The 19,589-nt window shown below is 66.1% G+C and carries 16 protein-coding genes; 6 read left to right on the top strand and 10 right to left on the bottom strand.

Translation table 11 applies throughout. The features are described from left to right. A partial coding sequence (locus U7114_RS16365) for a phage holin family protein (protein WP_323057973.1) occupies positions 1 to 223 on the bottom strand: 223 nt, incomplete at its 3' end. Between the two features lie 17 nt (positions 224 to 240). Continuing rightward, entirely contained in the window at positions 241 to 1,098 is an 858-nt protein-coding gene (locus U7114_RS16360) for a hypothetical protein (RefSeq protein ID WP_323057969.1), read from the bottom strand. A gap of 271 nt (positions 1,099 to 1,369) precedes the next feature. On the opposite strand from U7114_RS16360, the gene U7114_RS16355 reads away from it, so the two are divergent. After that, on the top strand, positions 1,370 to 1,900 hold the full coding sequence (locus tag U7114_RS16355) for a MarR family winged helix-turn-helix transcriptional regulator (protein ID WP_321214932.1): 531 nt from the start codon (positions 1,370 to 1,372) through the stop codon (positions 1,898 to 1,900). Positions 1,901 to 1,952: 52 nt separating this feature from the next. Here U7114_RS16355 and U7114_RS16350 read toward each other — a convergent pair whose 3' ends face one another. The 8 genes from U7114_RS16350 to U7114_RS16315 form a co-directional block, all read right to left on the bottom strand. Then, entirely contained in the window at positions 1,953 to 2,288 is a 336-nt protein-coding gene (locus tag U7114_RS16350; protein ID WP_157240027.1) for a hypothetical protein, read from the bottom strand. A 78-nt stretch (positions 2,289 to 2,366) separates the two neighbouring features. Beyond that, the gene (locus U7114_RS16345) at positions 2,367 to 3,623 is read right to left on the bottom strand and encodes an FAD-binding protein (RefSeq protein ID WP_323057968.1); all 1,257 of its coding nucleotides are present in this window, start codon (positions 3,621 to 3,623) and stop codon (positions 2,367 to 2,369) included. 57 nt (positions 3,624 to 3,680) lie between these two features. Next, positions 3,681 to 5,435, bottom strand: a complete 1,755-nt coding sequence (locus U7114_RS16340) for an amidase (RefSeq protein ID WP_323057967.1) — start codon at positions 5,433 to 5,435, stop codon at positions 3,681 to 3,683. Beyond that, entirely contained in the window at positions 5,432 to 6,538 is a 1,107-nt protein-coding gene (locus U7114_RS16335) for an agmatine deiminase family protein (RefSeq protein WP_416235566.1), read from the bottom strand. Before U7114_RS16335 ends, U7114_RS16340 begins: the two co-directional genes overlap by 4 nt. 83 nt (positions 6,539 to 6,621) lie before the next feature. Further along, positions 6,622 to 7,341 carry an alpha/beta hydrolase gene (locus U7114_RS16330; RefSeq protein ID WP_323057966.1) on the bottom strand — a complete coding sequence of 240 codons (720 nt, stop codon included), beginning with the start codon at positions 7,339 to 7,341 and terminating at the stop codon, positions 6,622 to 6,624. A gap of 38 nt (positions 7,342 to 7,379) precedes the next feature. Next, positions 7,380 to 9,341, bottom strand: a complete 1,962-nt coding sequence (locus U7114_RS16325; protein ID WP_323057965.1) for a glycoside hydrolase family 32 protein — start codon at positions 9,339 to 9,341, stop codon at positions 7,380 to 7,382. A gap of 174 nt (positions 9,342 to 9,515) precedes the next feature. Next, a complete protein-coding gene (locus tag U7114_RS16320) occupies positions 9,516 to 11,114 on the bottom strand; it encodes a glycoside hydrolase family 68 protein (RefSeq protein WP_323057964.1) in 1,599 nt (532 codons plus the stop codon). A 432-nt stretch (positions 11,115 to 11,546) separates the two neighbouring features. Then, positions 11,547 to 13,529 carry an adenylyl cyclase gene (locus U7114_RS16315; protein ID WP_323057963.1) on the bottom strand — a complete coding sequence of 661 codons (1,983 nt, stop codon included), beginning with the start codon at positions 13,527 to 13,529 and terminating at the stop codon, positions 11,547 to 11,549. 289 nt (positions 13,530 to 13,818) lie between these two features. Between U7114_RS16315 and U7114_RS16310 the strand changes: the two genes are divergently transcribed. The 5 genes from U7114_RS16310 to U7114_RS16290 are packed head-to-tail and all read left to right on the top strand — an operon-like array spanning position 13,819 to position 19,550. Further along, on the top strand, positions 13,819 to 15,111 hold the full coding sequence (locus U7114_RS16310) for an ABC transporter substrate-binding protein (protein WP_323057962.1): 1,293 nt from the start codon (positions 13,819 to 13,821) through the stop codon (positions 15,109 to 15,111). Between the two features lie 2 nt (positions 15,112 to 15,113). After that, positions 15,114 to 16,103, top strand: coding sequence for a sugar ABC transporter permease (locus tag U7114_RS16305; RefSeq protein WP_323057961.1), 990 nt, complete (start codon positions 15,114 to 15,116; stop codon positions 16,101 to 16,103). Next, positions 16,100 to 17,017: a carbohydrate ABC transporter permease gene (locus tag U7114_RS16300; protein WP_321214941.1), complete on the top strand. Its 918-nt coding sequence runs from the start codon at positions 16,100 to 16,102 to the stop codon at positions 17,015 to 17,017. The genes U7114_RS16305 and U7114_RS16300 overlap by 4 nt, the downstream gene beginning before the upstream one ends. Next, positions 17,014 to 18,498 carry a beta-glucosidase gene (locus tag U7114_RS16295; RefSeq protein ID WP_323057960.1) on the top strand — a complete coding sequence of 495 codons (1,485 nt, stop codon included), beginning with the start codon at positions 17,014 to 17,016 and terminating at the stop codon, positions 18,496 to 18,498. Before U7114_RS16300 ends, U7114_RS16295 begins: the two co-directional genes overlap by 4 nt. Then, a complete protein-coding gene (locus U7114_RS16290; protein ID WP_323057959.1) occupies positions 18,498 to 19,550 on the top strand; it encodes a LacI family DNA-binding transcriptional regulator in 1,053 nt (350 codons plus the stop codon). The genes U7114_RS16295 and U7114_RS16290 overlap by 1 nt, the downstream gene beginning before the upstream one ends. Positions 19,551 to 19,589: the final 39 nt, after the last annotated feature.

Raw genomic sequence — 19,589 nt, 5'->3', positions numbered from 1 at the left:
ACATCAGGGCCAGGGACAGGAAGACGAGCACGAAGTGCCCGGCCACGCCTGCGCCGGCGAGCATGCCCGAGCCCTTGCCGGCCTTGGTGGCGGATTGTTTGAGTTCGGCCTTGGCGAGTTCCACTTCCTGGCGCATCAGCGTGGACAGGTCGCGGGTCACGTCCCCGAGCAGCTCACCCAGCGAGGCGTTTTCAGCCTTCAGGTGCGCCTCACTCGGCGGCATCTCCGGAATAGAACTACTCACAGCTGGCGTCCTTCCGTCGAACGGTAAGTGCCGTCGGCAGCGCTGTAGCTGCCGTCCTCATCGCGGTAGGGGTCATCCTCGTACCGCAGGGGGCTGTCTACTGCAGTCCCCCCGGGGAGGGTTGAGGTGGACACCGGAGCCCTCGTGCCCACTGCCGGCTCGTCAAAGAGGTCGTCAGTGCCGGCGGCATAAACGGTCTCCGGGTGAAGGGGCGCAACCGGCTGGGGCTGAACCGACCGCTGCGGGGAAACGCCCTGGACTGCACCCTGTGCCTCGGGTGCTCCGGCCGTGAGACCACGGGTGAGCCGTCCGGCCAGGACGCCTGCGCCGGCTGCGACCAGGAGGAACGTGCCGGGGCGGTTGCGGGCGAACCTCTGGACTTCGCCGAGCAGGTCGCCCGGCTGCTTGGTCTCGAGCCAGGAGGCTACCGTTTCGGTGGTGCTGGCAGCCTGACGGATCAGGTCGCTGGCCACGCCCTGCTGGTCCGGTGCCTCGGCCATGCTTTGCAGCTGGCTGGAAATGGAGCGGATGCCTTCCGCGGCCTTCTGCTGCTGCGTTCCCGCCTGGCTTGTCAGGCCCGACTTCGCCTGGTGCAAAAGATCCTGCGCGCTGGTCTTCGCCTCGGAGGCCACATGCGCGGCTTCCTCCTTGGCGGTCTGGGCAACGCCCTGGGCTGCGGAGGCGGCCTGGCCGGCAACCTGCGAAGCTTCTTCCTTTGCCGCCTGGCTCTTGGAGCCTCCGGCGGAACCTGCGGCGGGGGAGGTGCCGTAGCGTTCTTCAGCGCCTGTGTCCGGTGCACCGAAAGTATCGGTGGTAGCAGGGCTGGATGTCTGGGGCCATTGGTTCTCTGTCATCGGGCTCTCTTTCATGAAGGGTCAGCTGGCGATCAAGAACCAGCAGTGCTGGCTAGTAGTAAGCATGGTTACTAATTAGATACTAAGCACACTTCCCTTTTGAAGCGCAAGGGCCGCCGAATATATGGCTGCCGGGCAGCGTCTTTGGCCACAGTGATAGTAAGCCTACTTGCGAATCGGATGCTAAGCATGCTTATTGTAGAGAATGTAGCGACGCAAGAAGAGGTGATCCCACCCTGCACTTCGCCACCCACAGGAAGGCCACGGCCCGATGACCAGCAACCTTGATCCAGATGCCCGGACCAGCTATCGCCTGATTACGTTGGCAGCCCGGCTGGTGCAAAGGCGGCAGGACGATGCCTTGGCGCACTTGGGCCTGACACGGGCTGCCGTCATAGCTTTGGAAAATTTGGCCGCCGGGCCCCTTAATCAGGAGCAGCTCGCGGAGGCCATCCGCGTCCAGAGCCAGACCTTGGGACGCGTATTAATCCGGCTGGAGGGCGCCGGGCATATCACCAGGACCCGCCAGTCCACCGACCGCAGGCAGTTCAAAGTTGAATTAACGGAATCCGGCGCCGCGGCCCTGGAAGCTGCGCGTCGGGCGGAAATCAACGCATATCCGGATGATCCAAGTATTGGCTGGAAGGTCCTCAGCGAGGAACTGGCAAAGTTTGTGAGTGCCTTGCCTGCGGACCGGGAGCATGGCGTAGTCCCGTTTGCCGCCACTGAACACCGCACGGTGAGGCGCCCCCAAGGCGGCCGCGGCAGCGGCCTCCGCGGCGTGGACCAGCCCCGCCCCTGAGGCGCTTGTCCGACGCCGGGCGGGCTGCCACGTGTGCGGCCAGGCAGCGTAGCTAAGCCGCGCAGGCGTCCTTGAGTGCCTGGACGGATTCGCCCGGCACTTCGTCTCCGGCCGCGGCGATCTGGCCTAACGGCGTCGTGATCTCTGCGGGTACTCCGGCTGTACGTGCGGCGGAGACCAGGCCGGCCAGCGCCTGCTTGTCCTCCACGCTGACCAGGCCGTCCTGCACCACCGCGCAGACCTGCCGTTTCACTTCGGCAGCGCCTGCGGCGGCCACCTTGGAGGCGGCGTCGCTGGCGGCATTGCCGGCAGCCTCCTCAACGGCACCACAGCCGGCGAGGAGCAGGAACAGGGGAGCGGCGGACAGGGCGGCAAGGCGGCGTTTCATCAGCCCAGCCTATCGGCCCGCGGCAAACGCGTGCCGGAACAGGGCATCCCGGCAGGACCCCTGCTCAATTCCTGATGATTAGCGCCCGCTCGCCGCCGGAACGCCGAGGATGCTGTCCAGCAGCGCGTTCCGGAACTTCCCGTCAGGATCGTGAGCCGATGCCAGCGAGCGGAAGTCGGCGAAACGCGGGTAGAGCGACACCCAGTCCTGGCCGGCCGGGGAGAACAGTTTGCCCCAGTGCGGTCGGGTTCCGAAGGGCCGAAGTACCTCCTCAAGTTCCGGCAGGACCGCCTCCACCTCAGGCTGCAGCGGCTTCCACGTGAAGTGGAGGGCCACGCTCTGCTGCCGGTAGAAGGGGCTGAGCCAAAATTCATCGGCAGCACCGGTGCGGATCTCGGAGACAAACAGCAGCGGCGCGAGCTTGTGCGCGAGCCCCCGCACAGCCTCGATGGCGGCCGGGGCGTGCTCCAGGGGCAGGATGAATTCGCTTTGCAGTTCCTCACCCTTGCTGGGTGTGAACTCATGGCGGAAATGGGGCAGGCGGTCCAGCCACTGGCCCGGCTCGTCCATCTGGAGCGTGCAATTCTCGGCGGACATGTCCGGCAGCGGGTGCCTGGGGGTGCGGGCGGCTGTGGCACCGAACAGCTCACCCAGCGGCGGCTCCGAATCCAGTGCCTTGAGCCACACCTGGCTGATGGAACCGCCGGCGTAGTCCGTGAAGAGGCTGACGCTGTAGGCGCTGGACACGATTTCCGGAAAGTTGGCCAGCGCGCGGTCCCATGGCAGGTTCTCCAGGACGCGCTGGCGCATGCGGAAGCTCGGCCGGACGCTGAGTTCCAGGCCGGTGATGATGCCCAGGGCGCCGAGACCCACCACGCTGCCCAGGAATTCGTCGCCGTCCGCGCGGGAGAGGGACGCCTGTTCACCGGAGGGCCGCACGAGGTGGATCGCTTCGACGGCACCGGCCAGGGACTGGTTGTCCACCCCGGATCCGTGCGTTCCCGTCTGGACCGCACCCGCCACGGAGATATGCGGAAGGGACGCCAGGTTGTGGATGGCCACCCCGGACTGTTCCAGCCAGCGGCACAGCGTTCCGTAGCTGACCCCGCCGCTGACGCGGACGGTCCGGCGCTCCGGGTCCAGTTCGATCTCCCGGGGCAGGCCGTCCAGGAGCACGTGGACGCCGTCGGTGTCGCCCACCCGGTTGAACGAATGGCGGGACCCCAGGGCTTTGACCCGGCGTGCCCCGGCCACGATGTCTGCCAGTTCTTCCACTGACGACGGCTGCCGGACCTCCGATGAGGCGTACTCGAGGTTCCCTGCCCAGTTCTTCATTGAGTCGGCTTTCCGGTCGGTGGTGGAAATGGCTCCCTCAACTGTCAGCGCTAACAATCAGGCTGTCAAGGCGCGTCCGTTCCCTTCCTGCCGGGCGGCGGAGCTGGTGCGCGGCGGCGGGACCCGACGGCGGCCGGTGGCTTCGAAAGCGGCTGCAAGCTCCAGCAGGCAGGTGTCACTGTAGGCCCTGCCTGCAAAGGTCAGTCCCACCGGCATGGCGATGTCCGCAGCCAGTCCCATCGGGACCGTTACCGTGGGGATGCCCAGATGCCGGGGGACCAGGTTGCCGTTGGACACCCAGACGCCGTTGCGCCAGGCCTGCTCTGCCGAGTGTTCGTTGCGGTCGGCGTCGGCAGGACCCACATCCGCGGCGGCCGGGAACACCACCGCATCAAGGACCCGGCCGTCCATCCATTCTTCCAGGTCAATCCGGCGAGTTTTCTCCAGGCCGCGCAGCCCTTCGGCCAGATGGGGAATCCCGGACAGGACAGGCACCCCGTTGTCCCGTATCCACGCCGGGTAGTCGCTGATGTCGTCCTCAAACCCGTGGTACCGGTCCGGCAGCGAACCGTCCGGGGCAGGGAAGATGCTGGCGCCGTCGACGTCGGACAGTCGGGAGAGGTTCGGGTCTCCGTTGGCGTCCAGGAAGTCGTGCCAGGCCCAGGCCGAGAGGTCAACGATCTCCCTGCGGAGGTATTCGGGTGACACCAGGCCCCTCGTGCCAATGGTGGGTGCGCCTGGCCGGTCTCCCTCATAGTTGGAGACCACCGGGAAATCCACCTCCACCACTTCCGCCCCGGCCGCCTCCAGCGCGCGGCGGGCAGCATCCCACAGATCCATGATGGAAGCCCTGGTCCGGATGCGCTGCCCGGTGGGCCCGCCAATCCCCGGGGCGGGAGCCGTGCCGGCCTCGGCATCGGCGTTGATGTACATCCGCGGGACCCCCAGGCGTTTGCCGGCCAGCACGTTCGCCGCAGCTGCGGGGTCCGTGACGGCCAGCTCCAGGTAGGAGGCGGGGCGCACCTCGGACGCCTTTGGCACGTCAACCCATGGCTGCATCCGCCAGAAGTCGCCGCGGGTTTCGGCGTCGTCGGCCACCACCACGTCCAGTACCTCCAGGAGGTCATCCATGGTGCGGGTATGCGGAACCACCACGTCCATGGTGGGAACCAGCGGCCAGTTGCCGCGGACCGAGATCACGCCGCGCGAGGGGGTATAGGCGCAGAGTGCATTGTTCGACGCCGGCGCCCGGCCGGAAGACCAGGTCTCCTCCGCGAGGCCGAAGGCTGCGAAGCTGGCAGCCGTGGCGGTTCCGGAGCCGTTCGAGGATCCGGAGGCAAACGCCGCGGTCAGGTATTCCGCGTTGTAGGGGCTTTCCGCCCGGCCGTACACGCCGCGCTGCATGCCGCCGTTGGCCATGGGCGGCATGTTGGTGAGGCCGATCAGGACCGCCCCGCCGGACCGGAGCCGCTCGATGGTGAAGGCATCGCGCCGGGCCACAAGGTCCTTGAAGGCCGGTGAACCGGCCGCTACCGTCAGTCCCGCCACCTGGTAACTGTCCTTGGCGGTGTAGGGGATGCCGTCCAGTGGGCCCAGGGTGGAGTTCCGCGCCCGCCGTTCGTCGGAGGCCCTCGCCTCCGCAATGGCCTCGGGGTTCAGTACCACCACCGAGTTCAGGCGGATGCCGGACCTGTCGTAGGCCTCGATCCGCTGCAGGTACTCGCGGACCAGCTCCTCGCTTGAGACCCGACCCGCTTCCAGTGCTTCGCGGAGTTGCCTGATACCTGCTTCCACCACGGTGAACGGGCTCACGCTGCCGCCTCCTGTCGCCCGGCCGGCACCGGCTGCTGCTGGGTGATGCAATGGATGCCGCCGCCAAAGGCGAAGATGTCCCGCGCGTCCACCAGTTCTATGGTGCGGCCCGGATAGGCGCGTCCGAGTATTCCTGCGGCAACGGCGTCGTTCGGGTCATCGAAGCTGCAGAGGATTACTGCGTTGTTGGCCACGTAATGGTTGATGTAGGACCAGTCCACGAACCCCTCGTCGTCTTCAAGGGCGGCAGGGGCGGGCACATCGATGATGCGCAGCGGCCGGCCCTGGGCGTCGGTCTGCCCGGCCAGGGCGGAATGGAGTTCCTGGTAGACCTCATGGTCGGGGTGGGCAGGATTGTCCTGGCGGTGCAGCAGGACAGTGCCCGGGCCGGCGAAGGCAGCTACGATGTCCACGTGCCCGCGGGTGCCGAATTCACCGTAATCACGGGTGAGTCCGCGGGGCAGCCAGATGGCCTTGGTGGTTCCCAAGGCCTCGTGGATCGCGCCTTCCACCGATTCCTTGGTGGCGCCCGGGTTTCGCTGGGGATCCAGCTGCACCGTTTCGGTGAGAAGGACCGTTCCCTCGCCGTCCACGTGGAAGCCGCCGCCCTCGTTGACCAGGGAACTCGGATTGACCGGTACCCCGGCGTGCGCAGCGAGAACGCGGCCCACGTTCCGGTCGTTGCCCCATTGCGCCCACTGCTGGGCGCCCCAGCCGTTGAACACCCAGTCGACGGCGGCCACGGTACCGTCCGGACGGCGGGTGAAGGTTGGCCCGCTGTCACGCAGCCAGGCGTCATCGAGCGGAACCCCAAGGACGGTGATGCCCTCCCCGAGCCACTCCCTGGCGGCCGTCGTGTCACGGGGGTCAGCCAGCACGGTCACCGGTTCATAGCGGCTGATGGTGCGCGCAACGCGCGCCCAGGCCCCACGGGCGCGGTCAAGGGTGGGGCTCCCGGATGGGCCGAAGGTGTGGTTGGGCGGCGGGAAGGCCATCCAGGTGCCCTGGTGGGTTTCCCATTCGGCGGGCATGCGGGCGGGTGTTGCGTCGAGCGTCAATGCCGGGACGGCAGGCGGAAAAGCGGATGAATAAATGAATGGCATTCATTTATTATGGAGACGGCGCTGCTGCCGCGCAAGGGGTTGGGAAGAAACTCCTGAATGATGGGCTAAGCAAGGTGCAGCCGTTACTGGCTCGCGTCGTCGCCCTTCCGGTCAACTGCTGCGAGGATCACCCGTGCCAGTTCCGCCGGCTTGGTGAACTGGGGCCAGTGCCCCGTGGGAAGGTCCACGAACTCCACGTCGCGGACCCGCGCCAGTTCGGCGACAAAGGGGTGGCCGGCGTCGATCCATTCGCGGAGCAGCGAGGAGGGGAATTCGCACGCAATCACAGTGGCCGGGACGTCATAGCGGCGGGTATCGTGCAGGTGCTGCCTGCCGTAGGCCACTCCCTTGGGTTGCGGGATGGCACGTGCCCGGAATGCTTCCCGCAGTCCGTCGTCGAGGTCAATGAGGTCGGCATCGTCGAAGCCTTCCCACGGCGGCAGCGGAATGTCGTCGCCGTCGGCCGGCAGTTCGTTGTTGATCACATCGCCTTCACCCAGAGGACCGCTGTCCACGTAAATGGCTCGTTCCACCCGGTCCGGGCGCGCGTCCAGCGCGCCGTGGATGACGGCGCCGCCCCCGGAGTGGCCCACCAGGACCACCTTGCCCTCGAGAGCGTCAATGGCGGCAACCACAAAGTCGATGTGGTCCTGGAGGCTGATGCCTGACCGGTCCGCGTCAACGGATTCAAGGCCGGGCAGCGTGAGTGGATGCGGCCGGTGTCCTGCGGCCTCCAGTGCCGGGACCACCTCCTGCCACGAAGAGGCATCCAACCAGAAACCGGGTACCAGGATGATGTCCATGCTGGAACCCTAACTTGTTGCGGCGGGCGTGGGTAGCGTCAGGGGAGCTTGTGCAGCGGCAATTGGCGGGCCGGGGACAGGGGCGTGTACTCCAGGGATTTAAGGGGGAGCGGCCCCTTGTCCGTGACCGTTTTGATGGCGTGCTGTTCCGAGCGCGGGAAGACGAGCGACGTCAGTGTTTGCTCGCCGTCGTTGACGAACACTTCGACGGAAGAGTAGTCAACGAAGACAGTCAGCTTCACAAGGCCGTCTTTCGCCGGGGCTGTTGCAGTCCGCCGCTGGGTGAAGAGCGGGCCCAGGTCTCTGTCGGCGGGCTGCTGCCGGTCCAGGAACACGGTGCCGTCCCGGAAGTTGTAACCGATGGCTGCAAACGCAGAGCCGCCGCTTTCCATGGAAATCCGTGCCTCGGATCCGTCATGGGGTCCGGGCCGCTCAAGCGTCACGTCCAGCCGGTACGCCCCTCCCTGGGAGGACGGAAGCTTCTTGATGCCGTCGGGTGTGGACCCTTGGAGATCCAACGTCTGGCCCCCGAGCCGGCTCAAGGTTTTCGCAGGAGCAGAGACAAGGGTCGGGCGGTCCTGGACGGTTTTGAGGCGGATGTCCCGGATGAGGGTGTCCATGCCGCCGTGCCAGTCCGCGGTTGGGAGCTTCCGGGCATAGTCCCAGTTGTTCATCCACCCGATTGCCTGCCGGGACTGCATTTTCTGGCCTTCGGTGAGCCGGGGGTCGTCCCAGGTCACGGCTGCGTAGAAGTCGGATCCGGCGTCCAGCCACTGATGGTCCTCGTCATGGGGCGTGAAGCGGGTTCCGTCCCAGCTTCCGGTCCAATAGGCGACGCCGGTGGTTCTTCCCTCTTCTGTTCCATTGGCGCTTGCCGCGAGCACCCAGGTTCTCTTGGCAGGATCCCCGTCCAGATCCAGCTGGAACAGGTCCGGACACTCCAGTGTCCCCAGGCCGGTCCGCTCGAAACCTGAAACGTAGCGCCAATCCTTGAGGTTGGAGGAGGTATACATGCCGATCTTGTGACCCTCGGCAAGGACCATGAGCCACTGGCTGCGTTCCCCGTCCCAGACAATTTTCGGGTCCCGCCAGTGCTCCGCTCCGGGGTTGTCCATCACGGGATTGCCCCCGTACGCGTTGAAGGTGTATCCGCCGTCGGTTGAGTAGAACAGGGACTGGCGCTGGACGCCCTGGTCCTGCTGCGTCAGTACTGATATGACGGCGCCGTGCCCAAATCCGGCAGTGTTTTCGTAGTCCACCACCGCGCTGCCGGTTTCAATGTCCCCCAGCCCGTTTTTGTACTTCTCAATGGCCACCCCTTCGTCCTTCCAGGTCAGCAGGTCTTCACTGGTGAGGTGGTACCACTCGGTTCCGTTTCCCTCCGGATAGTCGGAGTTATACAGGTAGTAGTAATGCCAGAGCCCATTGAGGAAAAAGGGCCGCTGCGGATCATTCATCCAGTTGCGTTCGGGAGTGATGTGGTAGTTCGGGCGGTACTTCGATGAGTCCTGCGGCCGGTCGGCGATTGACCCGGGCTCCGCTGGCTGTTCCTGCAGGCCAACGTCGGAAAGCATTCGCCGGAGGGCCTCATCAGTGACGCAGCCGGGCCGGCGGATTTCCCCGGCTCCTGCCGCAACAGCGCCTTCCTCGAGGTTTGACCGCACGTAGATTTCGCCGTCAACCCGGGCTGCTGCTACCCAGCCGTCGTCGCAACTGATGCTCCTGAGGTCCGCTACCCCTTCCGCCTGGACCGGATGGGCGGCAGAGAGGCTGTGGTCACCGCCAGTCAGCCAATAGGAGGCATAAACGCCCGCCGCATCCTTGGATGCGGACTGGGCTGTCGCAACACTCCGAAGGGCCTCTTCTGCCCGCACTTTGGCGCTCGACCCCTCGATCCGGACAACGGTGGAGACAAGGGCGGCCAGGATTGCGAGGGCTGCCGCTATTGCCCAGGCGGTGCGCCGGCTGGCGGGAGTACGGAGATCAGGTTTTTCCGACATGGTGACCATTTCAGTTGGGGCTGCTTGTCCGGGCGCCGGTGCGCCACGGCAACGGAGCGGGACGCCTGGGATGGCGCCCCGCTCCGCACTGGTGCCGGCTACCGCACAGGCAGGGAACTGCCGGTGCGCCGCCTGCAAGCAGGATGTGTCGTCGAGGTGGCCTCGAGGTGCTGGTTACTTGTAGTGTCCCTCGCCGCCGACACGGACGTTGGTGGGCAGGTAGCCGAACGGGCCAAGGCCGTTCTCGCCGAAGCTGCGGTCAACCTCCGTGACGCCGTTCTTGAAGTTGATCTTCACGGTCGGGGACAGGGAGCCGCCGCGGACGCCGTTGACGTTGTCGATGAACGACTGCACGAGTCCATTGGGCTGCACGTAGTGCGAGTAGGCCTGGAACTGCCGGCCGTTCTGCTGGCCCGAGATGGTGCCGCTCGGGTTGTTGGCCGGCAGGTTCAGGTCGGTGGGCGAACCGAGTGCCAGGCCGGAGTTGTTGACGGGCTGGTAGTCGGAGCGCACGCCGTCGCCCACGAAGCCGTAGACGCCGTCGGGGCCGCGCATGCCGGCCGCGTACGTGAACTGGTGACTGATCGTGTACAGGTAGTACTTGTTCTTGCCGTCCTCGTTCTGGATGAAGATCTGGGGACGTTCAGTCTGGTCGTTGACGCAGTTCGCGGAGAGGATCGGAGGCAGGAAGGACCACTTGGTCAGGTCCTTGTTGTCAGCCACGGCGAGGCCCACATTGCCGGTCTGGTAGAAGGCGCCGCTGCTGTTCACTTCCTCGAGGGATTCTGCGTTGGCATCGCCCTCACGGTAGCCGAGGTCTTCCTCGGTGCACTGGTACTCGCCGCGGTTGCCGGCCGTATTGCCTTCGAAGACCATGAAGGTCTTGCCGGGGTGCGCCGGGTCGGCGAAGGTGAACGGGTCGCGGAATGCAAAGCCCGGGTTCTGCTCCTTGGTTTGGTACATCTTGCCGTCCGGCTCGAGCAGCTTGGTGTGCTCGAAGCCGTCGAACCAGACGCGTTCCTCGTTGGCATGGATGTTGCCGAGGGCCTTGGCAATTGCCGCGTCCGGGGCGATGCCGCCGCCGCCGGCGTTCCGCTCAGCCACGTCGTGGAAAGTGGTGGCCGTGTAGAACACGTTCACATGGTTGCCCTGCATCAGGCGGGTGGAGCCGGACCACTCGGTGTTGCCGATGGAAGATCCGTCGACGAAGAGGTGCCCGCCGTAGTTCCACTTGTCCTTGGCCGGGTCCGCATTGGTCTTGCGGAAGAAGAAGCCGATGCGGGCGTTCCAGTGGCGCTGGTCGAAGTTGTAGCCGGCGTGGCGGTCAGCAACGAGCGAGAAGATGACGTCGTAGCCCTTGTAGCTGATCTGGTTGGCATTCTCGTCCGTCAGGGACCAGGTGTCCCAGACCCAGACGTCCTCATTCATGGTGGGGAAATCCTCGGGGATTTCCGGCATGGTGACGTCGGGGCTCATGGAGTTCTGTCCGGGAGCCACCGTGGTGTCGCTCTGCGCCATGATCTGGCTGGCATCGGCGCGGGTCCACTTGGAGGTGAAGTCCGACGCCGGGTCGAAGGCTTCCTGGGTGTGTTCCGTGGGGAGCGGGAAACCGGGGGTCGGCGCCGGCATCTGCTCTGCGGCCGGCGGATCGGCAGGCTCGTTGGCCTGCGCCGACGGCACGGCAAGGAAGGTCGAGGCAGCCACGGCTGTTGCCAGTGCCGCGGCGGCGGACCGCCACCGCGGCATCCGGGGGGGTTGGGGGTGCTTGTGCATTATTGCTCTTCTCGCGGAGTTGTAACTGTTCGTGGAAGACGGGCATCTGCCCTCATTTCCCGATACTCCGGCGGCCCCGATTCCGCAGGCGTCATCAGGGACGCCGTTGTTCGGAGGCGAACCGGCGTAGGACCGCCGGTTCAAAGGCCAGGAGACTTTGTGGGCTCCCGGCCGCACCCACCGTAGGGAGAGGCGGGAACCAGGCGCAAGTATGTTTCCATGCACCCCAAAGCCAGTTCGCGGGACACATGTAAGCGCTTACATCTGAATACGCGCGCGTAAAGGGTCCGGCCATCCACGTCAAATGTTTCTTCCGGAACAGATTCCCGCCCGGCCCACGCAGACCGGGGACAAGTCCCCTTACGGTCATGCGGCCGCCCCTGGCAGCCTGCGCGGACGGGGGTGGGAAACGCCCGTCCGCGCGCATCCCGCCTAGGGGAAACTGGGGACGTAGCTGGGTACCCCGACGGCGTCCGTCGACACGGGTGCGCCGGTGTCGTTGATGACGTGGTCCAGGGTGCCGGCACCCAGGTTGACGGTCAGCAGGCTGTGCAGTGTCACGCCGGGTGTCACCGGTACCTCGAAGCCGCGGGTGGCGTGGATGGTGGGGTCCACGTTGTTGTAGACGTAACTGCCGCCGCCCCAGAGTTCATGGGTCTTGACCGAATCGGCGACTTTGTAGCCCGCCCAGCCGAGGACCCCGTCGTGCTGCCAGGCGGCCTGGTTCGGCGCGTCATAGGGCAGCTCGTTCTGGAAGAAGACGGTCCTGCCGTTTTCGCCGTTCCAGATGACGTTGTACTCCTGGTAGTGCTCGACAAACAGGCCGGTGGCGGTGACGTTGTCACCGTTGATGATCACGCCGTTCCTGCCGGTGTTGGTGGTCCAGCCCACCCCGTTGCCGTGGTCGGCGCGCCAGGCCCAGATGTGGTCCAGGAGAACGTTGTCGCTGTTGACCTCCAGGCTGACCGAGGCTTTGCCCACGTGAGGTCCGCCGATGCGGAAGAACACGTCATGGAGCACGGTGGGGTTGCCGGGGTCCGTGCGGACAGCCGGGTTGGCGGCGCCGCCGCCGCCCTGCGCGGCCTTCCCGATCCGCATGAGTGCCGGTGAATTCACCTCGCCGGCATCAATCGTGACGGCGGCAATGTCCACGCCGGGCACATCCGCGACGGTCAGCGGGACGGCGCCGTTGATGGCGGTGAGGGTGGCGATCCCCAGCCCCAGGACGACGGTGTTGGCCCTCTTGACCTCGATGCTCTCATCAATGCCGTAGACCCCCGGGGTGAGCAGGAGGTTCTTGCCGCGTGCCAGCTGGGAATTGATGGTCTTGACCGAATCCGAGGGGCGGGCCACATAGAAATCTGACAGCGGGATGCTGCGCCCCGCCGTCGGGCCGTTTTCCCACGTGGTCCCGGCGGAGTCCGTGCGGACGGCGGGAACGAACACGCTGTACTGGCCGGCGGCATCCAGCGTGAGATAAGGCTTTTCGCGGCTGATAGGCGTGCTCGCCAAAGTGGTGTACGGCGGGTTCGGGAAGGACTGCGCCGGTGCCCCGTCCACTCCGGAGAAGACCTGGTTCCAGACGCCGTTGGACCAGTTGCCGATGCTGCTGTCACGCACGAAGTACTGCTGCTGTGAGCCGTTGATGACATCGCCCGTCTTGGAATCGGCGATGAAGCCGCCGCTGGCATATTGCGGTCCGGCGGTGCAGTAGTCCATGAGGGAGAGGTTGCCGCCGGTGATGTTGATCCGCCGCATGGGGGACGCCTGCGAGGCCGCCCAGAAATTGGCGGAGCTGCGGCAGCCTTCGAGGCCGGTGACATTGATGGTGAGGTTGGACAGGGACCGCCAGAAGTTGTTCAGGGCGATGCAGTTGTCCGCGGTGAGGCACCGGTTGTAGACGTCCACGTGCCCGTTGATGGTGACATCCGTGGGGGAAGCGCCCAGCCCCGCCACCTCGGTGGAGTAGCCCACCTGGACGATGAGCGGCTCTTCGGCACTGCCGTAGGTTCCCGGCTTGAACAGCAGTGAATAACGTTTGGACCCCATCTCATCGTCCACCTGTTCAGCGGCGATGGAATCAACCGTGGCCTGGATTTCGGCCACCGGCATGCCGGGGTCGAAGATCCGGACGTTGGGTCCGAAGTCAGGCTCTGCAGCCTGGGGAAGGGCAGGGGGAGCAGCCGGTGCGGGAGCCTGTTGCGCTAATGCCTTTGAAGCCGATGCCTTTGAAACGGCGGGAGCGGCCGGCGCAGCAGCGGCCATGCTTCCCCCGCTGGCGACCAGGCCGGCGAGGAGGGCGACGGCGCCGGCGACAGTGCCGGCGACGTGCCGGCGCCGGGCCTGGGTGCGCCCCTGCTGCGGGTTCTGGGGTCTGCCGGCGCGCGGAGGATGGGGGACGTGGGCTAGCGGCATTGCTTGTCCTGTTCGTTGGCGGGAATCGTCGAGCGTGGGCGACAGGAAAAGCTGCAGCCGTGGGAGCGCTCTCGTCGGGGAAGCGTAACACCGCGGGGGAGTACCGGCAAGGGTCGCGTGGAAGCGCTCCTACCGCCTCTTGACAAGGGGTTGTGAGGTGGGACACCATATGGTGAGAGCGCTCCCACGCTCGGGCCACTGCCGCGGGGCAGTTCCACCGCACCACCTCTCCGCCTCCGACCGTCATGTGGGTCGACAGGGCATTTTTTCTGACGAAGGAGTCTTTCCTGTGAAAAACCCAACCAAGTTCTCTGTGATGTCGGCTGCGGCCGCCTGCCTGGCCCTGTCGCTGACGGCCTGCGGCTCGTCCGCCCCTAAATCAAGCGGCGTCGACGGCGCCACCGGCTCCGATCCCGTCACGCTCACGGTGGGTACCTTCAACGAATTCGGGTACGAAAAACTCTTTGAAGAGTACGAAGCGCTGAACCCGAACGTGACCATTGAGCACAAGAAGGCGGCAACCACCAACGAGGCACGGGACAACCTCACCACGCGCCTGGCCGCCGGCTCCGGCCTGTCCGATATCGAGGCCGTTGAGGTGGACTGGCTTCCGGAACTGCTGCAGTACCCGGACCGCTTTGCAGACCTGAAGGACCCCGCTGTGGAAGGCCGCTGGCTGGACTGGAAGGCCGAGGCCGCCACGACCGCCGACGGCAAGCTGCTTGGCTACGGGACCGACTCCGGCCCTGAAGCAGTCTGCTACAACGCCGAGCTGCTCAAGAAAGCCGGCATGCCCACCGAACGCGGGGAAGTTGCCAAGATGCTGGGGACCACCTGGGACAGCTACTTCGAGGCCGGCAAGGCCTTCAAGGCCGCAAGCCCTGATTCCGCATGGTTCGACTCGGCGGGGGCGATCTACCAGGGCATGAGCAACCAGCTCGAGAAGGTCTATGAGGAGGAGGACGGCACCGTCATCGCCACGGAGAACCCGAAGGTCAAGGACACCTACAACCAGGTCCTGGAGGCCTCCACCAGGGACGGGCTGTCCGCCCACCTTAGCCAGTGGAGCGACGACTGGGCCTCCGGCTTCCAGACGGGCGCCTTCGCAACAACCCTCTGCCCGGGCTGGATGCTGGGGGTCATCGAGGGCAACGCGGCCGGGGTCACCGGCTGGGATGTTGCCAACGTCTTCCCCGGCGGCGGGGGAAACTGGGGTGGTTCCTACCTGACGGTTCCCACCCAGGGCGAACACCAGGCCGAGGCCAAGAAGCTGGCAGGCTGGCTGACCGCCCCTGAGCAGCAGATCAAGGCCTTCACCGCCAAGGGCACCTTCCCCAGCCAGAAGGAGGCGCTGGAAAGCAGCGATCTGCTGGGCCAGACGAACGCGTTCTTCAACGGCGCGCCCACCGGCCAGATCTTCGCCGAACGCGCCAAGGCTGTTGACGTGACCCCGTTCAAGGGAACCAAGTACTTCGCCATCAACGATGCCATGCAGCAGGCCCTTACCCGCGTGGACGTTGACAAGTCGGACGACGCCGCCTCCTCCTGGGAGAAGTTCGTCACCGCAGTGAAGTCCCTCTAAGCATGGCTGTCACCGACCGGGTCCGGCCACGGAGCGGAGGGTCGCAGGTTCCCCCGGAAGATACGAAGGGCGTCCGGCGCCTGGCCTTCTCGCAACAGGTCTCCAGGTGGGACGTCAAGTTATCCCCCTACCTCTACATCTCGCCGTTCTTTATCCTGTTCGCCGTCACCGGGCTCTTCCCGCTCGTCTACACAGCGTGGGTTTCCCTGCACAACTGGAACCTGATCGGCGGACAGGGGAAGTTCACGGGCCTGGAAAACTATGCCTTCGTTGTGGCCCAGCCCTACTTCTGGAACGCCGTGGGCAACACCTTCAGCATCTTCATCCTGTCTTCAGTCCCCCAGGTTGTCATCGCCCTGGTGATAGCAGCGGTGCTGGACGCGAACCTGAGGGCAAGGACGTTCTGGCGGATGGGGGTCCTGGTGCCCTTCGTCGTTGCACCGGTGGCGGTGGGCCTGATCTTCAACAACCTCTTCGCGGACCAGTTCGGGCTGATCAACGGGATGTTGGCGGGGGCAGGGCTGGACCCGGTCCGGTGGCATTCCGACCCGCTGGCAAGCCATCTGGCAATCGCCACCATGGTGAACTTCCGCTGGACCGGCTACAACGCGCTGATCTTCCTCGCAGCCATGCAGGCCATCCCGCGGGATGTGTTTGAAGCGGCAACCATCGACGGGGCCGGCAGGCTGCGGCAGTTCTTCTCCGTGACCGTCCCCATGCTGCGGCCCACGGTGATCTTCGTGGTGATCACCTCCACCATCGGCGGCCTGCAGATCTTCGACGAGCCGCGGGTCTTTGACCAGTCCGGCCTGGGCGGAGCGGACCGGCAGTGGCAGACGCTGACCATGTACATCTGGGAACTCGGCTGGGGCCAGCGCAACTTCGGCAGGGCCTCTGCCGTTGCCTGGCTGCTCTTCCTGATCATCGTGCTGATCGCCCTGCTCAACTTCCTCATCACTAAGCGCATCGCAAGCCAGGGAGGCCGCAAGTGAGCTCCATCCCCATGATTGAACAGACTGCCGGGAAGGGGGCCGCCCGGGCAGCAGCGCGGCGCCGGCCAGGTGCCAGGGGTCCCGGGGCCGGCCACGGCGGTGCCCGCAGGCCAGGCTTCCTCACCTACGGCTTCCTGGGTGCCGTCCTCCTGGCGTCACTCTTTCCGTTGTATTGGTCCTTCCTGGTGGGCAGCCATGACAACACCGTCCTGAGCCGCGGCATCCCGCTGCTGCCCGGCGGGAACTTCCTGGCCAACGCCGCCAAAGTCTTTGACAGCATCCCGTTCTGGAAGGCGATGGGCAACAGCCTCATCGTCTCGTGCGTGACCGCGGCTTCCGTCGTCGTATTCTCCACCCTTGCCGGATTCGCCTTCGCCAAGCTCCGCTTCCGCGGCAGCAAGGGGCTGCTGGTGTTCGTCATCGCCACCATGGCGGTTCCCACCCAGCTCGGCGTCGTCCCGCTGTTTATCGTGATGTCCAGGCTGGGGTGGACCGGCTCGCTTTGGGCTGTGATCATTCCGGGCGTTGTTACCGCCTTCGGCGTGTTTTGGATGACCCAATACCTGCGTGACGCCCTCCCGGATGAACTCATCGAGGCCGTGCGGATGGACGGGGCTTCCATGATCCAGGCCTTCTGGTACATCGGATTCCCGGCCGCGCGGCCGGCGGCCGCCATGCTCGCCCTGTTCACTTTCGTGGCCACCTGGACGAACTTCTTCTGGCCGTTCATTGTCCTTGACCCGTCGAACCCCACCCTTCCGGTGGCGCTGCAGCTGTTGCAGGCCGCCCACTTCGTGGACTACTCCGTGGTCCTGGCCGGAGCCGTCCTGGCCACCGTCCCGCTCCTGCTCCTGTTTATCGCGGCAGGCCGCCAACTCGTATCCGGAATTATGCAAGGAGCAGTCAAAGGATGAGTTCCACCCAACTTCCGTTTCCGGAGGGCTTTCTCTGGGGCGCGGCAACCGCTGCGTACCAGATCGAAGGCGCAGCACACACCGGGGGCCGGCAGGCCTCCATCTGGGACGTGTTCGCCCGGGTTCCCGGCGCCGTGGCGGACGGCCACAACGGCGACGTGGCCTGCGACCACTACCGGCGCTACAAGCAGGACGTGGCGCTCATGGGCCAATTGCACATGAAGGCCTACCGCTTCTCCACGTCCTGGGCCCGCTGCATGCCCGACGGCGTCACGCCCAATCCCGAAGGCATCGCCTTCTACTCCCGCCTGGTGGATGAACTGCTTGCGGCCGGAATCACGCCGTGGCTGACCCTCTACCACTGGGACCTGCCGCAGGCACTTGAAGACAAGGGCGGCTGGGCCAACCGGGACACGGCCTACCGTTTCGCCGAGTACGCGGCGCTCATGCACGGCGTCCTGGGGGACCGGGTCCGGATCTGGACCACCCTCAACGAACCGTGGTGCTCGGCGTTCCTGGGCTATGCGGCCGGCGTCCATGCGCCGGGACGGCAGGACCCGCGGGCAGGACTTGCCGCCGCCCACCACCTGCTGCTCGGGCACGGCCTGGCGGCCCGCGGGCTGCGCCGCGAGGATCCGGACACCACCGTGGGCATCACCCTGAACCTCACGGTCGCAGACCCACGCGATCCCGGCAGCGAGGGTGACCGGGACGCAGCCAGGCGGATCGACGGCCAGTTCAACAGGATCTTCCTGGATCCGCTGTTCAGGGGCGAGTACCCGGCTGACCTGCTGGCAGACGTGGCGCACCTTGGAATGGCTGACCTGGTGCAGGACGGGGACCTGGAGATCATATCCACGCCGCTGGACCTGCTGGGCGTCAACTACTACCACGGGGAATCCCTCACGAAGGATCCGGCGGACCCCGGGGAACTGGCGGGGCAGGAGACGACGGCGGCTCCGGGGCAGGCAGCCCGCCCGGTGTCCTCCCCGTTCGTGGCAGCCGAAGGCGCCCGATCGGTATCCCGCGGCCTGCCGGTGACGGGAATGGGCTGGGAGGTCCAGCCGGAGGGGCTGCGGCGCCTGCTCAACCGGCTGCAGGCTGAGTACACGGGTCCTGCCGGGATCCCCATCTACATCACCGAAAACGGTGCAGCGTACGACGATGTCCCGGACGAGGCGGGCTTCGTGGACGACCAGGACCGGCTGGGGTTCTTCGCGGCACACCTCCAGGCGGTGCATGATGCCATAGCTGACGGCGTGGACGTCCGCGGATACCTGGCGTGGTCCCTGCTGGACAACTTTGAGTGGTCCTTCGGCTACCACCAGCGCTTTGGCCTGGTCCGGGTTGATTATGCAACCCAGGAGCGCATCCCGAAAGCCAGTGCCTGGTGGTACTCGGCGGTGGCCGCATCCAATGCCATTCCCGCCGGCAGCAGCCCCGTGCCGTCGACGGAGCCAGGTGTCGTATTGTCTGTGTAATGAACGAAAAGTCCCGCCGGCCCGGCCTCCTGCACGCCGGGCGGCCCAGCCCGACGCTCGAGGACCTCGCCACGGCCGCCGGAGTGTCCCGCTCCACCGCGTCCAGGGCGATCAACGGCGGGCTGAAGGTCAGTCCGGAGGCCCAGGCCGCCGTCGACGCTGCGATCGTGGCGCTCGGCTACACGCCGAACCGTGCGGCCCGGAGCCTGGTGACCAGGCGCACCGGATCCATTGCGCTGGTCATCCCGGAGCCGGACGCACGGGTGATGATGGACCCCTTCTTCGCCGCCGTCATCACCGGCGTCAACGAGGCACTCCGGGGCACCGACATGCAGCTGGTGCTGCTGATGTCCCGGGCTGGGGATGACTCCGCCCGGACCATGCGGTACCTGCGGGGCGGGCACGTGGACGGCGCGATCGTGGTCTCGTTCCACAAGGCGGACGACTGGGCGGAGACCCTTGGCACAACCGGCCTGCCCACTGTCTTCATCGGCAGGCCCTGGGCCGCGGGCTTCGGCGTCCCTTATGTGGACCTGGACAACTTCGAGGGCGGCCGGCTTGCCGCCCGCCACCTGGCCGCCACCGGGTGCACCCGGCTTGGAACCGTGGCAGGACCCGCCGACATGACAGCGGCAGTCGACCGCCTGGACGGATGGATGCAGGGTGTCCGGGAGGCCGGGCTGCAGCCCGGCCCCGTCATCCATGGGGACTTCACGACGGCGGGCGGCGCCGAAGCGGCCAGGAACCTGTTCTCCGAGGCGCCGGAGCTCGACGGCGTTTTCGCCGCCTCGGACCTGATGGCCCTGGGTGTCATTGAAACTGTGCGGGGCGGGGGCCGGAGGGTTCCGGAGGACGTCGCTGTTGTGGGGTTCGACAACCATTCCCTCCTGGCGGCCAATGGCATGGGCCTGACCACGGTGACGCAGCCGATGGTGGATATGGCCGTGACAGCCGGACAGCTCCTGATCCGCGCGATCGAAAACCCGGACGAGCAGCTGGAACCGGTCATCTACCCGGCCGAACTGGTGGTCCGGGGCAGCACCGCCCGCTGACCCGGACGTCGCCGCGCCGGCTTTCCCCGCACCAAAGTG

Origin of the sequence: Pseudarthrobacter sp. C1 (assembly GCF_034720455.1) — a bacterium.
In the GTDB taxonomy this organism is placed as follows: Bacteria; Actinomycetota; Actinomycetes; order Actinomycetales; family Micrococcaceae; genus Arthrobacter.
This window is presented reverse-complemented; position numbering and strand designations above follow the sequence as displayed.